At 72.7% G+C, this 19,611-nt stretch carries 17 protein-coding genes; 8 read left to right on the plus strand and 9 right to left on the minus strand.

All coding sequences use genetic code 11. From position 1 onward, the window contains the following. Positions 1-4: 4 nt before the first annotated feature. A complete protein-coding gene (locus AB0J87_RS10480) occupies positions 5-841 on the plus strand; it encodes a magnesium transporter CorA family protein (protein WP_363965042.1) in 837 nt (278 codons plus the stop codon). Here the strand turns inward: AB0J87_RS10480 and AB0J87_RS10485 are convergent. From AB0J87_RS10485 to AB0J87_RS10495, 3 genes are read right to left on the minus strand one after another with little or no spacing between them, the layout of a single operon-like run. Further along, on the minus strand, positions 819-1,301 hold the full coding sequence (locus AB0J87_RS10485; protein ID WP_363964036.1) for a DUF1850 domain-containing protein: 483 nt from the start codon (positions 1,299-1,301) through the stop codon (positions 819-821). The two genes, AB0J87_RS10480 and AB0J87_RS10485, sit on opposite strands and share 23 nt — an antisense overlap. A gap of 35 nt (positions 1,302-1,336) precedes the next feature. Then, positions 1,337-2,284 (minus strand): TAXI family TRAP transporter solute-binding subunit, encoded by a 948-nt coding sequence (locus AB0J87_RS10490; RefSeq protein WP_363964038.1) that lies wholly within the window; start codon positions 2,282-2,284, stop codon positions 1,337-1,339. Further along, positions 2,281-4,287 carry a TRAP transporter fused permease subunit gene (locus AB0J87_RS10495; RefSeq protein WP_363964040.1) on the minus strand — a complete coding sequence of 669 codons (2,007 nt, stop codon included), beginning with the start codon at positions 4,285-4,287 and terminating at the stop codon, positions 2,281-2,283. Before AB0J87_RS10495 ends, AB0J87_RS10490 begins: the two co-directional genes overlap by 4 nt. Positions 4,288-4,533: 246 nt before the next feature. On the opposite strand from AB0J87_RS10495, the gene AB0J87_RS10500 reads away from it, so the two are divergent. Continuing rightward, the gene (locus AB0J87_RS10500; protein WP_350726594.1) at positions 4,534-5,505 is read left to right on the plus strand and encodes a LuxR C-terminal-related transcriptional regulator; all 972 of its coding nucleotides are present in this window, start codon (positions 4,534-4,536) and stop codon (positions 5,503-5,505) included. Here the strand turns inward: AB0J87_RS10500 and AB0J87_RS10505 are convergent, their stop codons facing one another. Next, the gene (locus tag AB0J87_RS10505; protein WP_363964042.1) at positions 5,506-5,949 is read right to left on the minus strand and encodes an ATP-binding protein; all 444 of its coding nucleotides are present in this window, start codon (positions 5,947-5,949) and stop codon (positions 5,506-5,508) included. A gap of 175 nt (positions 5,950-6,124) precedes the next feature. Here AB0J87_RS10505 and AB0J87_RS10510 point away from each other — a divergent pair, with 175 nt between their 5' ends. From AB0J87_RS10510 to AB0J87_RS10520, 3 genes are all read left to right on the plus strand, one after another. Further along, positions 6,125-6,592: an adenylyltransferase/cytidyltransferase family protein gene (locus tag AB0J87_RS10510; protein ID WP_350726598.1), complete on the plus strand. Its 468-nt coding sequence runs from the start codon at positions 6,125-6,127 to the stop codon at positions 6,590-6,592. A gap of 235 nt (positions 6,593-6,827) precedes the next feature. After that, complete coding sequence (locus tag AB0J87_RS10515; RefSeq protein WP_363964044.1) at positions 6,828-7,415, plus strand: hypothetical protein; 588 nt, start codon at positions 6,828-6,830, stop codon at positions 7,413-7,415. A 60-nt stretch (positions 7,416-7,475) separates the two neighbouring features. After that, a complete protein-coding gene (locus AB0J87_RS10520; protein WP_363964046.1) occupies positions 7,476-8,219 on the plus strand; it encodes a DUF427 domain-containing protein in 744 nt (247 codons plus the stop codon). A gap of 10 nt (positions 8,220-8,229) precedes the next feature. Here the strand turns inward: AB0J87_RS10520 and AB0J87_RS10525 are convergent, their stop codons facing one another. Continuing rightward, positions 8,230-8,832, minus strand: coding sequence for a TIGR03086 family metal-binding protein (locus tag AB0J87_RS10525; protein ID WP_355192084.1), 603 nt, complete (start codon positions 8,830-8,832; stop codon positions 8,230-8,232). Between the two features lie 56 nt (positions 8,833-8,888). Then, the gene (locus tag AB0J87_RS10530) at positions 8,889-9,542 is read right to left on the minus strand and encodes a TetR/AcrR family transcriptional regulator C-terminal domain-containing protein (protein WP_363964049.1); all 654 of its coding nucleotides are present in this window, start codon (positions 9,540-9,542) and stop codon (positions 8,889-8,891) included. A gap of 87 nt (positions 9,543-9,629) precedes the next feature. Between AB0J87_RS10530 and AB0J87_RS10535 the strand changes: the two genes are divergently transcribed. Further along, positions 9,630-11,240: an FAD-dependent monooxygenase gene (locus tag AB0J87_RS10535; RefSeq protein WP_363964051.1), complete on the plus strand. Its 1,611-nt coding sequence runs from the start codon at positions 9,630-9,632 to the stop codon at positions 11,238-11,240. Here the strand turns inward: AB0J87_RS10535 and AB0J87_RS10540 are convergent. From AB0J87_RS10540 to AB0J87_RS10550, 3 genes are read right to left on the minus strand one after another with little or no spacing between them, the layout of a single operon-like run. Next, a complete protein-coding gene (locus tag AB0J87_RS10540; RefSeq protein WP_363964053.1) occupies positions 11,237-12,499 on the minus strand; it encodes a M20/M25/M40 family metallo-hydrolase in 1,263 nt (420 codons plus the stop codon). The genes AB0J87_RS10535 and AB0J87_RS10540 overlap by 4 nt on opposite strands. Further along, positions 12,496-14,355: a prolyl oligopeptidase family serine peptidase gene (locus AB0J87_RS10545; RefSeq protein ID WP_363964055.1), complete on the minus strand. Its 1,860-nt coding sequence runs from the start codon at positions 14,353-14,355 to the stop codon at positions 12,496-12,498. Before AB0J87_RS10545 ends, AB0J87_RS10540 begins: the two co-directional genes overlap by 4 nt. 4 nt (positions 14,356-14,359) lie before the next feature. Continuing rightward, complete coding sequence (locus tag AB0J87_RS10550) at positions 14,360-15,412, minus strand: C39 family peptidase (protein WP_363964057.1); 1,053 nt, start codon at positions 15,410-15,412, stop codon at positions 14,360-14,362. Between the two features lie 93 nt (positions 15,413-15,505). Here AB0J87_RS10550 and AB0J87_RS10555 point away from each other — a divergent pair, with 93 nt between their 5' ends. Together AB0J87_RS10555 and AB0J87_RS10560 are read left to right on the plus strand one after the other, a co-directional pair. After that, positions 15,506-16,834, plus strand: coding sequence for an SWIM zinc finger family protein (locus AB0J87_RS10555; RefSeq protein ID WP_363964059.1), 1,329 nt, complete (start codon positions 15,506-15,508; stop codon positions 16,832-16,834). Continuing rightward, a complete protein-coding gene (locus tag AB0J87_RS10560; RefSeq protein WP_363964061.1) occupies positions 16,831-19,563 on the plus strand; it encodes a DUF6493 family protein in 2,733 nt (910 codons plus the stop codon). Before AB0J87_RS10555 ends, AB0J87_RS10560 begins: the two co-directional genes overlap by 4 nt. The last annotated feature ends 48 nt before the right edge of the window (positions 19,564-19,611 follow it).

Below are 19,611 nucleotides of genomic sequence, written 5' to 3' on the forward strand. Positions count from 1 at the left end.
CGGCGTGATCGGTGAGGAGCTGGGACTGCACGAGCTGGCGGTCGAGGACGTGCTGTCCGACCATCAGCGGCCGAAGGTCGATATATACGACAACCACTTGTTCATCACCGTTTACGGGGTGCACTTCGACGAAGGGCAGCTCGACCCCGTCGAGGTGAACATCTTCGTCACCAGGAACGCCCTGGTCACCGTCCGCGAGAACGACCACTTCGACATCCGCGAGGTGGTCAAGCGCTGGGACGCCAACACCCGGCTGGCCGGCCACGGCGTGGCGTACCTGCTGCACGGGCTGCTCGACTACGTGGTCGACAGCCAGTTCGACCTGGTGCAGGACCTCGACACGCAGGCGGAGGCGCTGGAGGAGTCCCTGTTCGACGAGGACGGCCCCCATGACGGCAGGGCCCTGCAGCGCAGGATGTACGAGCTGCGCAAGAACACCGCCCGGCTGCGCAAGATCTCGATGCCGATGCGCGAGGTGGTCGGCACCCTCCTCCACCGCGACCAGGACTTCATCGCCAAGCCCGCCATGGCCCCCTACTACGAGGACGTCAACGACCACGTGCTGCGCGTGGCGGAATGGGTGGAGACCATCCGCGACATGCTCGCGAACGTCCGCGAGACCCGCCTTGCCCAGCAGGGCTTCCGCCTGAACGAGATCATGAAACGGCTCACCAGCTGGGCCGCGATCATCGCCGTGCCGACCGCGATCACCGGCTACTACGGGCAGAACGTGCCCTACCCGGGCTCGGGGCAGCCGTGGGGGTTCTGGACCTCCACGATGCTGGTGGCCGGCGTGTCCGCGATGCTGTACGTGGTGTTCAAGAAGAAGGACTGGCTGTGAGAGCCCTCGGGGCCCATCGCAGCGCGGCCAGGTCGTAGGGCGGGCGGCAGGGCCCGCTCCGCGCGTCCGGCCGCTCCTCCACGGCCAGCCGCACCCGCGCGGCGCCGTCGGCCGGAAACAGGGGCAGGCAGCGGCCGCCCGAGATGAGGGTACGGCGGCCGATCGACGTGGTGAGCAGGGACAGCTCCTCGTACGTGGCGGGCACGGCCAGGCGCAGCACCCACATGCCCTCCGGGGTCCGCACCCGCGTCCCGTCGAGCGCGTAGTACTCCAGCACGCTCTCGTTGGTCGAGACGACCGCCCGCATGGTGAACCGGCGGCCCTCCACGGTGAACACCTCCGCGGAGGGAGCCCGGTAGATCGAGTGCACGTACCCGATCGAGAAGGCGCCCGCGACGACGGGCAGGCCGTTCACGGTGAGGAGGCCGGCGCTCCCGCCGGAGCAGAGCGCCGCCACCACCGTGAGCGCCGTCGCGAGGGCCGCGAGCAGCCTCGTCAGGCCTTTTCCTTGTAGTAGCGGGCCGCGCCCGGGTGCAGCTCGACCGGCGCCACCTGCTGGCCCAGCATGACGTCGAGCTTCTTGGCCTCCGGATGCACGGCCGCCAGCTCGGCCTTCTTCTCGAACAGGGTCTTGGTGATGTCGTAGGCGAGCTGGTCGCTCATCTTGTCGGGCACCAGCAGCACGTTCGCAATGCCGACGGTCTTGATCGAGCCGGACAGCTTGTAGAGGGACAGGTCCACGTCGAGGCCGACGTACTGCTGGCCGTACGTCGACTGCATGGTCGTCAGCACGTCGCTCGTGTCGAGCACCTTCACGTCCGGCTTGCTCGTGGCCAGGTCGGTGATGCCGGCCGTGGGCAGGCCGCCGACCCAGAAGAACGCGTCGATCGTGCCGTCCTTGACGGCCTGCACCGACTCGTTGATCGACAGCTGCTGCTTGGTGATGTCGTTGTCCGGGTTGATCCCGGCCGCCTGAAGGACCCGCCTGGCCACGACCTGGGTGCCGGAGTTGGCCGGGCCGAGCGAGACGCGCATGCCCTTCAGGTCGGCCACCTTGGCGGCCCGGACGCCGGGCGCGACGACGAGCTGCGTGTAGTTGTCGTAGATGCGGGCGATGGCCTTGATGGGCTGCTTCGCGGTGAAGGTGTCCTTGCCGTTGACCGCGTCGGCCGCCGTGTCGGACTGGGAGAAGCCGATGTCGGCCTTGCCGGAGGCGAGCAGCTTGATGTTCTCGACGGAGGCCGAGGTGACCGACGCCGTGGCCTGGGTGTTGGGGATGTTGGCCGACAGCAGCTTGGCCAGGCCGCCGCCGTACACGTAATAGACGCCTGTCGTGCCGCCCGTGGCGATCGACAGCCGGTTGCCGGATCCGCCCGCGCCACCTCCGCCGCAGCCGGCCGCGGTCAGGACGGCGACGGCCACTATCGCAAAGATCCGCTTCACGCTGGGTCCCTTCTCCTGCTTCTGACGAGGTGCACGGCTACGGCCACGGCCAGGACGGCCAGACCGGCGACGATGGGAACGGGTTCGAGGAAGAGCAGCAGCACCGCGGCGATCGCCGCGAGCGCGCGCTCGGGCCATCCGCTCATGCCGCCGGTCGCCAGCGCGAGGGCCGCCACGGCGACGGCCGAGACGGCCGTCATCAGCAGCACGGTGCCGATCGGCCCCTGCCCGAGCAGCGCCTGCCCGTTGGGCGTCAGCACGAAGGCGAACGGCACCAGGAACGCCGGCAGCGTGTAGCGCCAGGTCATCATCATCGTCTTGTACGTGTTGCCGCCGGTGATCGCCGCCGCCGCGACCGCGGACAGCGCCGTGGGCGGGCTCACCTCCGACAGGACCGCGTAGTAGAAGACGAACATGTACGCCTCGGCCTGCGTCACCCCGAGCGTCGTGAGCGCCGGGCCGATGATCACCGCGGCGATGATGAAGCTCGCGGTCACCGGCACGGCCAGGCCCAGCAGCATGACCGCGATGCCGGACATGAGCGTGGTCAGCACGAGGTTGCCCGCGGCGAAGTCCACGATGATCGCGCTGAGGTTGAGGCCGAGGCCGGTCTGCGTGATGACGCCGACGATGATGCCCGCCGCCGCGCACACCGCGGTCACCGGCAGCACCTCCAGCGTGCCCTTGGCCAGCGCCTGCCCGACCCGCTTGGGGCCCATGCGGTGCCGCGGGTCGAGGAACGACAGCGCGAACGCGATGGCGGTGGCGATCACCACGGACTGGAACGCCGAGCGGTCCAGCGCCATCAGCACGATGATGAGGATGAGCGAGCTGAAGTGGTAGCCGAAGCGCAGCAGCAGCTTGCCCGCCTTGGGCGCGTCCACCTGCACGGCGTGGGTGCTGAAGCGGCGCGAGTCGATCTCGATGGCCAGGAAGATGCCCAGGTAGTACAGGAGCGTGGGGATCGTCGCGTACAGGAGCACCTCGAGGTAGCTGACCCTCAGATACTCCGCGATGATGAACGCCGCCGCGCCCAGCGTGGGCGGCGACAGGATGGCGCCGATGCCGCCGGCCGCGAGGATGCCGCCCGCCGGCTCCTTCGGATAGCCGGCCCGCCGCAGCACCGGCCAGGCGACGCTGCCCAGGCTGACCGTGGTGGCCACGCCGGAGCCCGACACGGTGCCGAGCAGGAAGCCGGCCGTGGTGACGGTACGGCCGGGGGCGGCGCGGGATTTGCGGAAGGCGGCGAAGCTCAGGTCGATGAAGAACTTGCTCGCGCCCGAATAGTCGAGCACGGCGCCGTAAATCGTGAAAAGGATGATGTAGCTGGCGGCCACTTGCATGGGGACGCCGAAGAAGCCCTCGGTGCCGGTGTAGAGCTGGGACACGATTTGGCCGAGGTCGAAGCCGCGATGCCCGATAGTCCAGTCAATCGGCAAATATGCGCCGTAATAGGCATAAATCAGGAAAACTACGCAGATGATGGTCAGGGACCAGCCGACGGTGCGCCGTACCGCCTCCAGGAGCAGCACCGTCAGCGCCAGGCCCGCCACGACGTCGAGGTCCGTCAGCGCGGCGCCGGAGCCCCGATCGCGGAACCCGTCGATGTCGAGCAGCGGATAGACCAGCACGGCCAGCGAGGCGGCGGCGAGCAGCCAGTCGGCCACGGACGGCCGCTCGGACCGCCGCGTCCCCTCCGGCTCGCCGCCCGCCGGTGTTTCGGGGGGCGGGCTCGCGGCGGTGCCGCGCCGGAACAGCCGTGGCAGGAACGACGACCAGCCCGACCGGTAGCAGAGGAAGACCAGCGGCAGCGCCACCGCCAGGAACGTCATCCGGTGTTCCAACGCCTCCACCGGCCGGAACACCACCACCAGCGAATAAACCGACAGCAGCCCGCCCACGATCCACACGCCGAGCCGCAGAGGCCCGCCGAGTTGCCGCGCCGGGCGTTCCTGTTCGTGCGCGGAAACAAGCTCGGCCTCACGGTCGCTCAGCTCGGTCAAGACACATCCTCCCCCGACACGGCGTTGCAGCGGACTTTACGAGCCGGTTATGCGCGGAGGGAAGGGGCCGTTATCTATTCGATCTCCAAGCTCCGGAACAAAGGTCGCGAATCCGCTCGCCGCCCTGCGGCGAGCCTGGGGGCGCCCCGATCCCGGCGGCGGTGGGCCCCTCACCGGGGCGTCCGGGTGCTCGTGAAAAAAAGTTTCAAGAAGACCTCAAGGTTTGGCAAATGATATAAAGGCTCGGTGGCCGAGATCACCCTTGACGTCCGCCAGCTCCAGGCGTTCGCCGAGGTCGGCTACCAGGTCGCGGCCAGCGGCGGCGCCCACGCGGCGATGGCGGCGCTGCGCCGGGTGGTCCCGGTGGACGCCTACGAGTTCGTCGCGTTCGATCCGGCCACGGGGCGGCACCACAGCGTCGTGTCCGACGGCCACCGCCGCATCGACCACGACGCGGCCGAGGAATACGCGGGGCTGGAGGCGTGCCGCAGGGCCATCGCCACCCGCGCGCCGGTGATCATGCCGGAGCCGGGCACCGCACGCTACTTCCGGCGTCACCTCGCCCCCTACGGCTGGCGGGCGGGGCTGACGGCGCCGCTGTTCCTGAGCGAGGGCCGCTACACGGGGCTGCTCCACCTGGCCACGAAGGACTCCTTCCCCCGGCTCACGGGCGCGCTGGTCGTCGCGATCAGCCCGATGCTCGCCCACGTCACCGACCTGACCAGGTGCGTCATCGACCCGGTCGGGCTGCCGCCGGACTTCCGGGCGGTGGCCTTCGACCGGGTGGGGACGCGGCGCCAGGTGCCGGGTCACGAGGCGTCGGCCGTGCTGCGGGAGGATCCGGCGATGGCCGCGTTCGCCCGGGCGTTCATCGACTCGCGGGAGCTGAGCAGGCACGGGCTCTGGCTCGACCGCAAGGGGCGCTGGCACGAGCTGCGGCTGCTCAGGGCGGGGGTCGGGTTCCAGGGGGCGCTCCAGGGCGCGGTGGTGGCCGAGCGGCCGTGCCCGCTGCCGTACGACCTGACGGGGCGCGAGGTGGACGTGCTGACCCGGGTGGCGGCCGGCGACTCCAACCCGCAGATCGCCGCCGCGCTGGTGCTCAGCGTCCGCACCGTGACGACCCACCTGGAGCACATCTTCGCCAAGCTCGGCTGCGACAGCCGTACCCGTCTGACCACCAAGGCCCTCGCCGAGGGCCTGTGCCGCCTGGACGTCTAGTCAGACGGCCATCCCGGCCGAGAGGTGGGACCACAGGAGCTCGAACCAGACCGTCGTCGTGCCGTCCTCGCGGGTGAAGCCCCAGCGGTGGCTGAGCGCCTCGATCAGCGGCAGGCCGCGCCCGCTGGTGGACTGCGCGCTCGTACGGCACACGCACGGCGGCCCGTCGGACCCGGCGTCCGACACGAGCACCCGCACCGCCGTCTCCGAGCTGCTCACAGTCACCGTGAACGAACCGCCCGCCCCGGACCTGGTGTGCAGGATCGCGTTCGTGGCCAGTTCGCTGGTGAGCAGTGCGGCGTCGTCGTACAGGGGATGGTCGCGGCCGAGCGCGGCCGTCACGAGCCCCCGGGCCCTGGCCACCTGCGACGGCACGCCCGGGAGCCGGGCCACGAGATCCCCGGAGTCGCCTCCGTCGACGCTGTGAAAGTCCGGCGGTGCCACGGCGACCTCCCCCAAATCCGGTGACGTTATGAGACGCGCTGACAGGGGGCCGGAGATTATCGCGAAAAGGTAGGAATGACCTTGCCCGAGGTCGGCTGCACGACCGCGGACGCCGACCGAGTACGCTGCGATCGACGAGTCGTCTAGGCCTATAGGGGAGAGCGTGGGAGGTCGCGTGAGCAGCCTGGAGGCCGTCTGGGTGCAACCGTACGACCGGGTGGGGGCGGCGGTCGTGACCGGCGTCTTCGACATTCTGCACGTCGGCCACGTGCGCTACCTGGGCGCGGTGGCCGACCGCGGCCTGCCGCTGGTCGTCGGCGTGGAGGACGATCCCCGGGTGCGGGCCTGGAAGGGGCCGAGCCGCCCGCTCAACCCGGCGGAGGAGCGGGCCGAGGTGCTGGCCGCGCTCCGCTTCGTGACCGGCGTCTTCATCGTGACGGGGCCGCCCGAGGCGCACGGGCCGGAGGACTACATCGACCTCCTGGCCCCGATGCGGCCGGGGGCGCTCGCGCACACGGCCGGCGACCCGCACGCGGGCGCCCGCGCGGCGGCGGCGGCGATCCTGGGGACCGAGTGCTGGGAGATGGCCTCCATCCCCGGCCGCTCCACCACCCGGATCGTGAACGCGGCCGGCAAGGGCTGACAACCGGCCCCTGCGCGCCCACCGGTCCCACCACCGCTCCCCACGCCACCAAGCGCACCGTCCTTCACGGGCCGCGTCCGGATGCGACCCGCGTGCCGGGACGGTGTCGCGCCTACGGTGGTGCCGCGCCTGAGGGGCGACGGATCCGTCACGCCACCGGCCCCTCGAAGGGGCCGCGGGTGGGGTGGAAGGGGTGGGTGGGGTGGTCGGGCATGATCGCGTACTCTTTCGTGACATGACAGCCGACCTCGTGGCGAAGCGCGTGACGAACCTGCTGGCACCCCAAGTGCTGGTGATCGCCATGCCGCCCGTCGTCGGCCTGCTGGCCCAGGGATGGAGCGGCGCGGCATGGGGTCTGGTGGCCTCGGCGATCTGCGGCGGCGTGCCGGCGGCGGTGATCGCGGCCGGCGTGCGCACAGGCCGCCTCGACTCCCACCACATCGTGGACCGCGCCCGCCGTACCGGCCCCCTGCTCGCTGCCGTGGCGGCCGTGCTGGTCGCGCTGGCGCTGCTGGTGGTGATGGGCGCCCCGACCCTGCTCGTCGCCACCGTGACCGCGATGCTGGTCGCGCTGGCCGTCACCGTGCCGGTGACGCTGCGCTGGAAGATCTCCTTCCACGCCGCCGTCTCGGCGGGCACGGTCGTCGTGTTCGCGCACGTCCTGCCCGCCTGGCCGGCCGCGATCGCCGGAGCCGCCGTGGTCGCGCTGGTGTGCTGGGCACGCGTACGCCTCACGCACCACACCTGGCCCCAGGTCATCGTCGGAGCGGTGGTCGGCACGGCCGCGACGTGGGCGACGCTGGCCGCGTTCGGACTGAGCTGAGCCCCGGCCGCCCGCACGCAGGACCGGAATAGCGGTGCCGCGTCCGGGGTTGGCGGTGACATGGATGTCACGAACCGCGGCCGGGTACGCGTCGAGCCCACGGCCAAGCGTGTGAGGACCTATCTCGGCGGCCGGGTGGTGGCCGACTCCACCTCCGCCCTCCTGGTGTGGGAGGTCCCGTACTACCCCACCTACTATTTCCCGGCGGCCGACGTGGACGAGTCCGCGCTCAAGGCCACCGGCGCGACCAAGCACTCCCCGAGCAGGGGAGACGGCCTGGTCCACACCGTCACCTCGGGCACGGCGGAGGCGGCCGACGCCGCGCTCGTCTATCCCGACTCGCCGCTGGAGCAGATCCGCGGCCACGTCCGCTTCGAGTGGGACGCCATGGACGCCTGGTTCGAGGAGGACGAGGAGGTCTACTTCCACCCGCGCGACCCGTACACGCGGGTGGACATCCTGGCGAGCTCGCGCCACGTGCGGGTCGAGGTGGACGGCGTGACCGTGGCCGACTCCCGCGGCCCGCGCATCCTCTTCGAGACGGGCCTGCCCGCCCGCTACTACCTGCCGAAGACGGACGTACGGCTCGACCTGCTGGAACACACCGACACCGCCACCCACTGCCCTTACAAGGGCACGGCGGAATACTGGACGGTCAACGGCCAGAAGGACCTGGCCTGGTCGTACCGCACGCCGCTGCCGGAGAGCGCGAAGGTCGCCGGGCTGATCGCGTTCTACAACGAGAAGCTCGACATCTACGTGGACGGCGAGCTCCAGGAGCGACCGAAGTCGAAGTTCTCCTGATCCGCCGCGGTCAGGAGGAGGGGGTCCAGCGCGGGTCGCGGCCGAGGTAGCGCAGGAGCGCCGCCACGTCGTCGTCGCCCGGCTCCGCGTCCAGCGCCGGGGCGTACGCGCCCCAGGCGCGCAGCGGCTCGACGATCTCCATGGCCACCTTCAGCAGGGGCCTGGCCAGCTCCGGCGTGAGCGGCGAGGCCTGTCCGGTCGCGACCGCGATGTCCCAGGCGTGCACGGCGGCGTCCAGCGCGCACGCCGTCGAGCCGGACCACGGCGACATCTTGTGCGGCGGCACCGGCGTCGGCACCTCGACGGCGCTGCGGTCGACGCCCGCCCATGCCCGGGCCGAGCGGACCAGCGCGTCCTCGGTGAAGGCCGTCGGGTCCGTCTCCGGCGCGCCCGACGGCTCGAACGGGTTGAACGTGGGGCCGGGTTCGCCGGTCAGCGCGGCGGCGAAGCCGATCTGGTCGCCGACCGCGTGCTGGAGGACCTGGGTGACGTTCCAGGCCGCGCAGGGCGTCGGCAGCTGCCAGGCCCCGGCCGGCACGGCGCCGACGACCCGGCGCAGCGCCTCGTGCGAGCCGTCGAGGATGTCCCAGCCGCTGACAGTGGTGTCGCTCATTGGTGAGCCCCCTTTCGTGGTGCTTTCAGCATAGCAGAACGGAATGCTTTGTTCCACTATTTGGGGGCCTCGGCCGCCAGGCCGTGGATCAGCATGTCCAGGGCCTGCTCGAAGTCCGCCAGGGGGTCCACGCCCTCCCGGGTGCTTCGGAGCAGCCTGCTGAAATGCGGCAGCCGTGCCGGATCCATCTCGCGTACGTACGCGCTGACCCCCTGCTCGCCCGCGTGCACGCCGGGATCGCCGGTGAACCCGCCCGTCGACAGCACCAGCGACCCGAACACCAGGCTGTTCACGGCGGTCAGCGCCCGCCACGCGCCCAGGTCGTCGAACCCCGCCTGGAACAGCGCCCCCACCAGCGCGTCCAGCGGCTCCAGCGCCCGTACGGAGGTCGGGTTGGACTGGTCGGTGACCAGCGCGAGCGGCACCGCCGGATGGCGGCTGAACACCCGGTACATGCTCAACGCCACCTCGCGTACCTGCTCCTGCCACGGCAGCGCCGGGTCCGGCCGCTCGACCTGCTCGAACACCCGCTCGGCCACGCCGTCGAGGATGTCGGCCTTGTTCGAGACGTGGTTGTAGAGGGACATCGCCTCGACGCCGAGCGCCTTGGCCAGCCGCCGCATGGTCAGGCCCTCCAGGCCCTCCTTGTCGGCCAGTTCCAGGGCCGCGTCCAGGACCCTCTCTCTGTTCAGCGGCTCCCGTCGTGCCATTCGGTGCTCCTTTCCCGGATTGACAAAGCTTACGGTGTATGTGTTCTACTTACTACGTAAGCTTACTGCGTAAGTAGAGGAGCGGAGATGACCGACGTGATCATCGTCGGCGGCGGGCCGGTCGGGCTGCTGCTGGCATGCGAGCTCAAGCTGGGTGGGGCCGACCCGCTGGTCCTGGAGGCGGCCACGGGCGAGGAGCGCCGGACGCGCAGCCTCGGCCTGCGCTCGCTCAACGCGCGCACCGTGCAGTCGCTGGCCCTGCGCGACCTGGTCGAGCCGGTGGCGGGGGAGCAGTGGGCGATGCTCGACGAGCTGGCCGCGCGCCGCGAACCCGCCGGGGCCGACCTGGTCGCCATGATGGTGGAGCTGCTCCAGGAGGGCCTGATCAGGGGGCACTTCGGCGGGCTGCCGCTGCTGAGCGAGGCCGGAGACGCCGAATACCTCATGCTCAAGCAGGACCGGCTGGAGGCCGTCCTGGCCGAGCGGGCCGCCGGCATGGGGGTGCGGATCTGGCAGGGGTGCGCGGTGAGCGACGTCGCGCAGGACGAGTCCGCCGCCGTCGCCACGCTCGCCGACGGGCGGACGGTACGGGCCGCGTACCTCGTGGGGTGCGACGGCGGGCGGAGCCTGGTGCGCAAGCGGTCGGGGTTCGCGTTCGAGGGGACGCCGGCGACCATGACGGGGCGGACCGCCGTGGCCGAACTCGCCTCCGCCGAGGCCGTGACGTCGTCCCTGCGCCACCCCGGCGGCCTGGTGAACCTGTCGCTGGTGCCGGGGGAGATCGCCACCATCGAGTTCGACGGCGGTCCCGGCGACCGGGACGCGCCGATGACGGCCGAGGAGCTGGAGGACAGCCTGCGGCGGGTGACGGGGCACGACGTGGTGGTCAAGCGGCTGGAGACCGGCATCCGCTACAGCGACAACACCCGGCACGCGGGGACGTACCGCCAGGGGCGGGTGCTGCTGGCGGGGGACGCGGCGCACGTGCACTCGCCGATCGGCGGCCAGGGGCTCAACCTGGGGCTGCAGGACGCGGTCAACCTCGGGTGGAAGCTGGCCCTGGTGGCCCGGGGGCTCGCGCCCGAGGCGCTGCTGGACACCTACACCGCCGAACGGCACCCGGTGGCGGCCAGGGTGCTGCGCAACACCCGGGCCCAGGTGGCGCTGATGCGGCCGGGGCCGCAGGTGGAGGCGTTGCGGGAGGTGCTGGCGGAGGTGATCGAGCTGCCGGACGCCAAGCGGCACTTCACGGGGATGGCCGACGGGACGGAGACGGACTACGCGCCCGGCTCGGCGCACCCCCTCGTCGGGCGGTTCGCACCGCGCCTGGAGGCGGTCCCCTTCGCACGCCTGGAGACGGTCCCGGAGCCGACTCCCGCGAAGGCCCGGACGGTTGCCGAGCTGCTGCGGGACGGGCGCGGCCTCGTGCTGGTCCTCTCAGACGCGACCGGCGAGGGCGCGGACGGAGAGAGCGGGGACGGAGAGGGGGCGCCCGGCGACGGCGGGCTCGACGCCGCCGTGGCGGGTCACCGCGACCGCGTGCGGGTGGCGCACGCTTCGACCATGCCCGGAGATGGGCCCGGCGACGGGGACGCCGAGGTGCTGCTGGTGCGGCCCGACGGCTATGTCGCGTGGGCGGGCGGGCGCGACGGGGTCGCCGACGCGCTCACCACGTGGTTCGGCCCGCCCAGGGGCTAGGCGAGGAGACGGGTGAGGACCCGGGTGCCGAATTCGAGCCCCTCCACCGGCACCCGCTCGTCCTTGCCGTGGAACATCCCGAAGTAGTCCAGGTCCGGCCGGAGCATGAGGGGCGCGAAGCCGTACCCCTTGATGCCGATCCGGGCGAAGGACTTGGCGTCCGTGCCGCCGGCCATCACGTACGGCACCGGCCGGGCGAGCGGGTCCTCGGCCACCAGCGCGCCCGCCAGCGTGTCGAAGAACGCCGACGGGTACGGCGCGTCGGGCGCGTCCTCCAGGTTGACGAACTCCCGGGTGATCTTCGGCCCGAGCAGCGCGTCGATCGTCTCCAGGAACTCCTCCTGCGACCCCGGCAGGTAACGCCCGTCCACGTGCGCCTCCGCCGTGGAGGGCACCACGTTCACCTTGTAGCCGGCGTCGAGCATCGTCGGGTTCGCCGAGTTGCGGATCTGGCTCTTGAACAGGCCGCCCAGCGGCCCGAGCCGGGCGGCCTCCTCGTCGAGGCGGTCGAGGTCGATCGGCCGGCCGATGATCTCCGACAGGCTCTGGATGAGGGCGGCCACCGGCGGCGTCAGGCGTACGGGCCACTGGTGGGAGGCCACCCGCGACAGGGCGTGCACCAGCGTGGCGACCGGGTTGTCCACCGGCGGGCGGGAGCCGTGCCCGGCCACGCCGTGCGCGGTGAGCTTCATCCAGGCGGTGCCGCGCTCGCCGACGGCGATCGGGTACACCCGGTGCTCGCCGGAGGCCACGCTGAAGCCGCCGGACTCGCTGATCGCCTCCGTGACGCCGTCGAACAGTTCCCGGTGCTCGGTGACGGCGTGCCGCGAGCCGTAGTCGCCGGTCGCCTCCTCGTCCGCCAGGAACGCCAGCACCAGGTCACGCTTCGGGCGCACGCCGCGAGCGGCCAGGTCGAGCACGGTCGCGAGGGTCATCGAGCACGACCCCTTCATGTCGACCGCGCCGCGCCCGTACACGCAGCCGTCCACGATCTCCCCCGAGAACGGGTCCATCTGCCACTCGGCCGGGTCGGCGGGCACCACGTCCAGGTGGCCGTGGATCAGCAACGCGTCGGGGGAGTCGCCGTCGATCCTGGCCACGACGGTGGTCCGCTTCGGAGCCGACTCGAACACCACCGGCTCGATCCCCGCGTCGGCCAGCAGCGTGGCGACGTATTCGGCCGCCGGCCGCTCACCGGAGCCCGGGTTGGTGGTGTCGAACCTGATCAGATCCGAGCAGATCTCGGCAACGCTCTTCACGCTCTCCCCTTCAGTGTCAAAGGCGGCACCTCGGGAGTCTCCATGCCGAAGATCAACCCGTAGAAGGCCAGCTCGGCCTCCAGCACCGAGACGATAGTCTCCTCCCTGCGCCAGCCGTGCTGCTCGCCGGGGTAGGTGAGCAAGGCCCACTCTTTGCCATGTTTGTCCAGTTCAGCGGTGAATCGCTCGGCCTGGCTCACGTCCACGATCGCGTCCTCCAGGCCGTGCAGCATGAGGCACGGGCCCGAGGCGCGGTAGGCGTTCAGGAGCGGCGAGCGCTCGGTGTAACGGTCGCGGGTCTCGGGCAGCGGGCCCACCAGTCCGTCCAGGTAGCGGGACTCGAAGTCGTGCGTCTCGGCCGCCCAGCTCTCCGGGTCGGTGATCGCGTAGTGCGCGACCCCGCCCGCGAACACGTCGCTGTGCACGAGCGCCGCCACCGTCGTCCAGCCTCCGGCGCTGCCGCCGCGGATGGCGATCTTCGCGGCGTCGGCCCGGCCCATCTCGACCAGGCCGCGCGCCACCCTGGCGCAGTCCTGCACGTCCACCACGCCCCACTCGTGGCGCAGCCGCTCGCGGTAGGCGCGGCCGTAGCCGGTCGATCCGCCGTAGTTGACCACGGCCACGCCGAGCCCTCTGCTGGTGAAGTACGCGATCTCCAGGTCGAGCACGACCGGGAGGTTGCCGGTCGGGCCGCCGTGCACGAAGATCACGTACGGGTTCGGGCCGCTCCGGCCGCCGGTCGGCGGGTAGAGGTGCGCGTGCACGCCCTCGATGGTCACGGCCTCGGGCGTGGGCAGCAGGTCGCGGTCCGGCAGCGGCTTGCGCGGCGACACGACCTCGTGGGTGCCGTCCGCGAGGTCGACGAGGGTGACCTCCAGCGGCGTGTACGGGGTCGCGCCCACGGCCGCCACCTTGCCGCCCGCGACCGACACGGTCGAGGACCAGTAGGTGGCCGTGCCGCCGATGTCCCTGATGTCGCCGGTCTTCGGGTTCAGCACGCCCAGGCGGCGCAGGTCCGGGGTGCCGTACACGACCGCGAGCTCGCCCGTGTCCGCGATGTCCAGGTACGTCATGCCCGGCTTCCACGCGGCGGCGCCGAACTCCTGCTCGACCGGGGTGAGGTTCGTGGCGGGGGAGCCGTCGAGGGGGACGAGGTGGACGTTCCACCAGCCGGTGGGGTCGGTCACGGCGTACAGGCTGCCGTCGTCGCGCCACTCGGCCTGGGCCACCGACTCCTCGGGGCCGCCGGCGACCACCCGGTACGCGCCCGCCGTGCCGTCCTCGCCCAGCGGGGCCACGCACAGCTCGGTGCCGTCCCAGGGCATGTTCGGGTGGTCCCAGCCGATCCAGGCGACGTGGCGGCCGTCGGGGGACAGGCGGGGGTTCATCAGGAAGTGCTGGGCTTTCACGATCACCGTGACCGGGCCGCCGTCCAGGGGCACCGCCACCAGATCCCGCACGCCGTCCGTCTCCCGGACCGCCCACACCTCGTCCAGGCCGGGCGGGAGGTAGAGGTCCGCGTAGCGGTACGGGCCCTCGGGGGTGATCGCCACCGGATCCGATCCCTCGAGGCGGTAGAGGCGCTGGTCGGCCCAGTTCGTGAAGACCAGGCCGCCGCCCGGGAGCGGGCGCCAGGAGCGCCCGCCGTACTCGATCACCCGGTTGCGCGCGTTCCAGCCCGGCGGCAGGGCGTCCACGCGGCTGCCGTCAGGGAGGCGGCGCACGACGCAGCGGCGCCCGCCCTCGGCCGGGCGTGGCTCGTCCCACCAGACCTCGACGCCGGAGGGCGTGGCCACCGCCTCCACCCACTGCGGGCCGCCGTCGGTACGGGCCACGTCGATCGGTCGAATGCTCATCAAGTCACCAATTGCCATTCGTACATGGAGGAAGTGGATGGTCAGGCGGGTGAAGGATGTACGCGATGCCCCCGCTGCCCGAGCTCCTGAGCCATACGTTCTCGAACGCTGCCCGCGGATAGACCCTTCGAACCGAGGCGTCATCGGGAGCCGCGGGATCGTTGACGACGATGTCGCCTTCGACGGTGAAACCGGTGACGACCAGGATGTGCCCGCTGGTGGAGTAGCAGGAGCCGGGCAGCTCGGCCGCCTTGAACGACTGCGACGTGATCACCGGGACGCCCGCCCGCACGAACGCCTCCAGTTCCACCGCCGACCGCAGCCGCGTCACGAACCCGGCCAGGCCGTAGCGTCCCGCGTACGCCACGTTGAACGGCCAGTTGCCGGTGCCCTGGTAGCTCTCGTCGTACGTGCCCATGGCCGCGTGATCCACGGACGGGGCCGGGTCGCCGCCCCCCACCCAGGCCAGCTCTGCCGGCCCGGGACCGCGGCCCCAATGGCCCAGCACCATGGCCACCGAGGTCGGGCCGCACCAGTTGACACCCCCGCCGTCCCACTGCGGGTGGTGCCCGGCGTGCGCGTGCTGGGAGTACGCGGGCACCGCCAGCTCCACCGCCCCCGCGGCGCCGAAGGGGCTCGGCTCGACCGGGCGGCGCGGCACGGCCGAGGCCATCACGCCCAGCCCGGTCACCCGCGCGTCCCCGCCGTGCGCCGCGACCCGCACCTGGTACGCCACGACCGGCCGCCGGGCCACGAAGGTGTCCACCGCCACGTCCCCGTCCTCGTCGCCCTGACCGGGCACCGAGGTGCGGGGGGTGCCGTGTTCCGACCAGCGGCCCATGACGTACCACTTGGTGAGATCGCCCCGCTCGGTCCTGGCCCGGAGCGTCACCTCGATCCACGAGCCCGGCGGGGTGCGCGCGGTCCACGAGGGGATGAGCTGGGTCGCCGCAAAGCCGATCCGCTGCTCCGCGCTCGCCCACGAGCCCGCCTGCGGCGAACCCGCGGGCACGGCGAAGCGGGTGAAGGCGACGCGGGCCAGGTCGACGGTGAGCATCAGCCATATTGTGGTTTCGCACCCCGTGTCACACATCGGATGGTTTACGTACCAGCCCCGTTTGTGTCGGTGGTGATCTCTATGGTTCGGGGCATGACTCAGGCGGTACAGGCATATTCGTACGCGGGCCCCTCCACGCTCACCGACGGCAGGCTCGGTCTCTCGACCTCCGGTGGCACGGCGTTATCGGGGCCGCAGACGCACCCGCGCTTCTTCAGCGGGCTGCTCACCCACGCGGCTCCGGCCGCGGCCGGGCTGCTCGCGGTGGCGGACGTGGCGCTCGCCCGCTACCACCAGCCCAGGCCGGGCTGGACCCGCGACCCGGTGGTGACGTGTGACGGCGGGCGGCTGAGGTTCGAGTCGTTCTCGGCGTGCGGCGGCGTCTATGCCCGGCTCGACGTGCTGGAGCTCGACGGCGACGTGCTCGACCGGGGCACCACCAACGTCGACGTCAACGGCCCGCTGCGCGAGTCCCTGGCCAGGGTGGGCGGCAGGGATCCGCTCCACCTGGGCGTCGGCCCCGACGAGCTGACGGTCACCACGCTCGACGGCGCGGTCGTGGAGAAGAAGGTGCCGCTGCCGTCGCGGTGGCTGCGCGGGTTCGCGGAGGTGCAGGTGATCGCGTCCGGCTGGGACCTGCGGGCCGAGCTGGCCGGGCCGCACGCCGTGCGCTTCCTGCGCTCCCTGCCGAAGGGCGCCCGCTCCACCGTCTGGGCCGTCCCCTCGGGCCGCGACCTGCGCGTGGCTTCCGGCCCCGCGCGCGGCGGGGTCTGCCTGTCGGGCACCGGGCGGGTGGCCACGCTGCTGCCGCTGCTCAGGTTCGCCAAGGCACTGAGGGTGTACGGGCCCGCCGACGGCTCGTCCACGGCCAGTGCCTGGGAGCTGGAGCTGCCCGGCATGCGTTACACGCTGGCCGTCTCGCCCGAGCCGTGGCGCGGGTTCTCCGGCGAGGGGGCGGTGCTGTCCGACCTGGCCACCGACGAGGCCGCGGACGACGCCGACGTGGTGGGCATGCTGCTCAACTTCGAGCCCACGGTCGAGCTGGGGCTGCTCGCCGACCGTTCCGGGCTTCCGATCGAACGCGTACGCGCCGCGCTCACCCAGCTCGGCACGGCCGGGCGCGTCGGCTACGACCTGCACGAGGCGGCCCACTTCCACCGCGAGCTGCCCTACGACAGGGACCAGGTGGCGGAGCTCAACCCCCGGCTGACGGCCGCCCGCGCGCTGGTGGACTCCGGCGCCGTACGGCTGCTCGGGGAGACGGCCGAGGTGACCACCGACGGCGGGGTGCGGCGGGTGCGGATCGCCGACGGCGAGTGCACGTGCCCGTGGTGGTTCGACCACCGGGGTTCGCGGGGGCCGTGCAAGCACGTGCTGGCGGCCAGGATCGCCGCCCGCGTCGCCGTAGAGGTCGCTCCGTGACCGCATGGGAGACGGTGGTGGCGGCCATCGACACCGGGGACCCGCAGTGGGTCGCCGAACGCGTACTCGCCCTGGGCGAGCGCGAACGCCGTGAGGTGGCCGCCCTGCTTCCCGCCCACGTCGCCGTGGCCGAGGAGCGGGCCCATGGCCGGGAGCTGGAGCGCGTCGCCAGGCGGGAGCGCGAGAGCGAGGCCGCCTGGCGCGAGCACGTGCGCCGGGCCGAGCGCGCCGGCCGCACCGTCCACGAGTACGAGCGCTGGGAGTGGAACACCCCCTGGAACCCGCCCTGGCCGCTCGAGCGCGAGGAGAACTGGGCCGACTCCCTGCGGGTCGCGGGCGCGGCCACCATCGGCGGCGCGGCGGCCGTCGTGGCCTGGCTCAACCGCCGCGAGTTCCAGGACCGCGGGGAGGCGAGCGGCGCCACCGCCGCGATCCTCGAACGCGTCCTGTCCGCCCGCCCGGCCGCGTGGCAGGAGGACTTCGCCACCCGCGCCGCGCTGCGGCTGCGCCCGGCGCCCCGCCGGCGCCGCCGCTCGGACGAGATGGACGCGCTCGCCCTGGCCATGCTGTGCCGCACCGGCGTGGTCCCGCCCGAGCACGACCCCCTCGTGGTGGCCTGGGTACGCCGGCCGCCCGTCCGCGAGGACCCGCTGCTCGACCACCTCCTTCCCCGGCTCTTCGAGGCGGAGGGCGTGGGCGCGGTGCTGCGGGGCGAGCGCGCGGAGCCGCTGACGCGCGGCACCTGGCTGGCCGCGCTCAAGAGGCTGGCCGGTCAGGGCCGCCGCGACCTGCTGCTCGACGGGTGCGTACGGCGGTTCCTGCGCGGTGGTGAGGCCGCCGACCTGCGCTTCTTCGTCCGCCTGCACGAGCTGCTCCAGCCGACCCCCGACGAGGTGAGCAAGCACGCCGCCGACTACCTGCGGCTGCTGCCCGCCGCGCCGGGGCCCGTCGCGGAGGTGGCGCTGCGCCACCTGCGCGGGCTCGACCACCTGGACCGCGCGGACGTGTCGGAGGCGGTGCGGGCGCTGCTGTTCAGGGCCGAGCGCAAGCTGGTGACGGCCGGGCTGACCTGGCTCGACGCCGTCGCCCGCGCCTGGCCGGGCGACCTCGACGAGCTGGCGCCCGCGCTGGGGTCGGCGTTCGCCTGCGAGTCCGCCGACGTGCAGGGGCGGGCGGTGCGGATCGCGGTCAAGCACGCCAAACGGTTCACGCCGGTGGGGGCGCAGGCCCTGCGTGACTCCTTCGGGCTGCTGCCGCACCAGCTCGGGGAGACCCTCGTGGCGGTGTTCGGCGGGGAGGCCGCCGAGGAGCCGCCGGAGCCCTTCACACCAGCCCCGCTGCCCGCGCCGCGCTTCGCCGAGGCGTTCCCCGGGCCGGTGACCGCGCCCGTGGAGCTGGGACCGTGCGGGGGCGGATGGGAGTCCGCCGAGCTGTGGCTGGCGGGCGTCGTGCGGCTGCTCCACGACGACCGGGACGGGCTCGTGGCGAGGCTGTCGGAGTGGCGGCTGGGCGCCCGCTCGCACGAACGGCCGTGGCTGGACGTCTGGCAATGGTGCGAGGAGATCGCCCGGCTGATCCTGACGGGCGGCTCCGCGGCTGACGGCCTGCCCCGGGGCGGCCCCCGTGGCGGCCCCCTGGGCGGCGCGGTGTCGGCGCCGCACCTGTTCCTGCTGCGGCGGTGGGCCGAGGTCCACTCGGCGCTCCAGGACGGCGTCCTTCCTCCGTACCTGCTGGCCGAGCCCACCGAGGGCACCGGGCACGTGGACGCCGCGGAGCTCGTGGCGCGGCTGGCGGGCTACGAGCGACGCGGTGCCGAGGCCCTGCCGGCGGACCTGCAGCAGGCGCTGCTGCGGCTGCCGCGCGAGGTGGCGCCCGAGGTGGTGGCGCGGGCGCGGCTGCTCACCTCGGAGGCGGGGCGGGCGGCGGCCCGGTGGATGGACGGCGGCCGCCCCGAGCCGGTCACGGAGGTCGGCTGGCTCGCCTCCGGGCGGCTGGACCCCGGCGGCGAATACCGCGACGACCGGGATCCGGCCGGCACCCGGACCCCCGATCTGGAGCCCAGGATCCGGGTGGCGCCGACAGGGCTGCCGCTGGTCGACGAGCTGTTCACCGAGCCCGGCCGGCGGCGGGCAGGGCAGGGCGGGCTGCTGCCGTGGTGGCCGTACGTGCTGCCGTCCCACCGGGAGGTGGTCGCGCAGCACTTCGTCCCGCACCTGATGTACGGGTGGCCGGTGGAGGGGGCGAGGCCGCCCGAGGCGTACGCCCTCGCGCTGGCCGACGGTCCGTGGGGCGAGGGGATGGCGCTCGTGGTGGCGTTCTTCCTGGCCGACCCGTCCTGGTCGAAGCTGCCCGTGGTGCGGGCGCGCCTGGTGGTGGACCTGGCGGCGCGCGGCGACGAGGACGCCGAAGGGATCGGCCGGCAGCTCGGACTGCTGCTGCGCAGGACGTGGTTCAAGCCCGGCCCGGTCCTCGAGACCCTGGAGAGCGCGGCCGAGCAGGGAGCGCAGTGGGAGGTGTGGCGGATCATGACCGGGTTCCTGCCGGTGTTCCTGCCGGGGCCGGAGGAACGGCCGCACACCCGGCACACGCAGGTGCTCGCGTTCGCGCTGCGCGCCGCCCGGTGGGCCGGAGCGCGGGGGCCGGTGCCCTGCGTGGCGGAGATCGCCGAGCGGCGGGCGTCGAACAACTTCGTCCGCGAGGCCCGCCGCCTGCACACCTACCTGACGTGACCGCCACGTGACCGCCACGCGACCGCCTCTGGCCGGCGCGCCGGTCAC

Source organism: Nonomuraea sp. NPDC049625, assembly GCF_040675285.1.
Classification (GTDB): Bacteria; Actinomycetota; Actinomycetes; order Streptosporangiales; family Streptosporangiaceae; genus Nonomuraea; species Nonomuraea angiospora_A.

Bases quoted from the DNA above. Each gene is read 5' to 3' on its own strand.
- AB0J87_RS10535 (WP_363964051.1), top strand. From the start codon at position 9,630: ATGACCGACGTGATCATCGTCGGCGGCGGGCCGGTCGGGCTGCTGCTG.
- AB0J87_RS10525 (WP_355192084.1), bottom strand. From the start codon at position 8,832: ATGAGCGACACCACTGTCAGCGGCTGGGACATCCTCGACGGCTCGCAC.
- AB0J87_RS10550 (WP_363964057.1), bottom strand. From the start codon at position 15,412: ATGCTCACCGTCGACCTGGCCCGCGTCGCCTTCACCCGCTTCGCCGTG.
- AB0J87_RS10520 (WP_363964046.1), top strand. From the start codon at position 7,476: ATGGATGTCACGAACCGCGGCCGGGTACGCGTCGAGCCCACGGCCAAG.
- AB0J87_RS10530 (WP_363964049.1), bottom strand. From the start codon at position 9,542: ATGGCACGACGGGAGCCGCTGAACAGAGAGAGGGTCCTGGACGCGGCC.
- AB0J87_RS10555 (WP_363964059.1), top strand. From the start codon at position 15,506: ATGACTCAGGCGGTACAGGCATATTCGTACGCGGGCCCCTCCACGCTC.
- AB0J87_RS10545 (WP_363964055.1), bottom strand. From the start codon at position 14,355: ATGAGCATTCGACCGATCGACGTGGCCCGTACCGACGGCGGCCCGCAG.
- AB0J87_RS10515 (WP_363964044.1), top strand. From the start codon at position 6,828: ATGACAGCCGACCTCGTGGCGAAGCGCGTGACGAACCTGCTGGCACCC.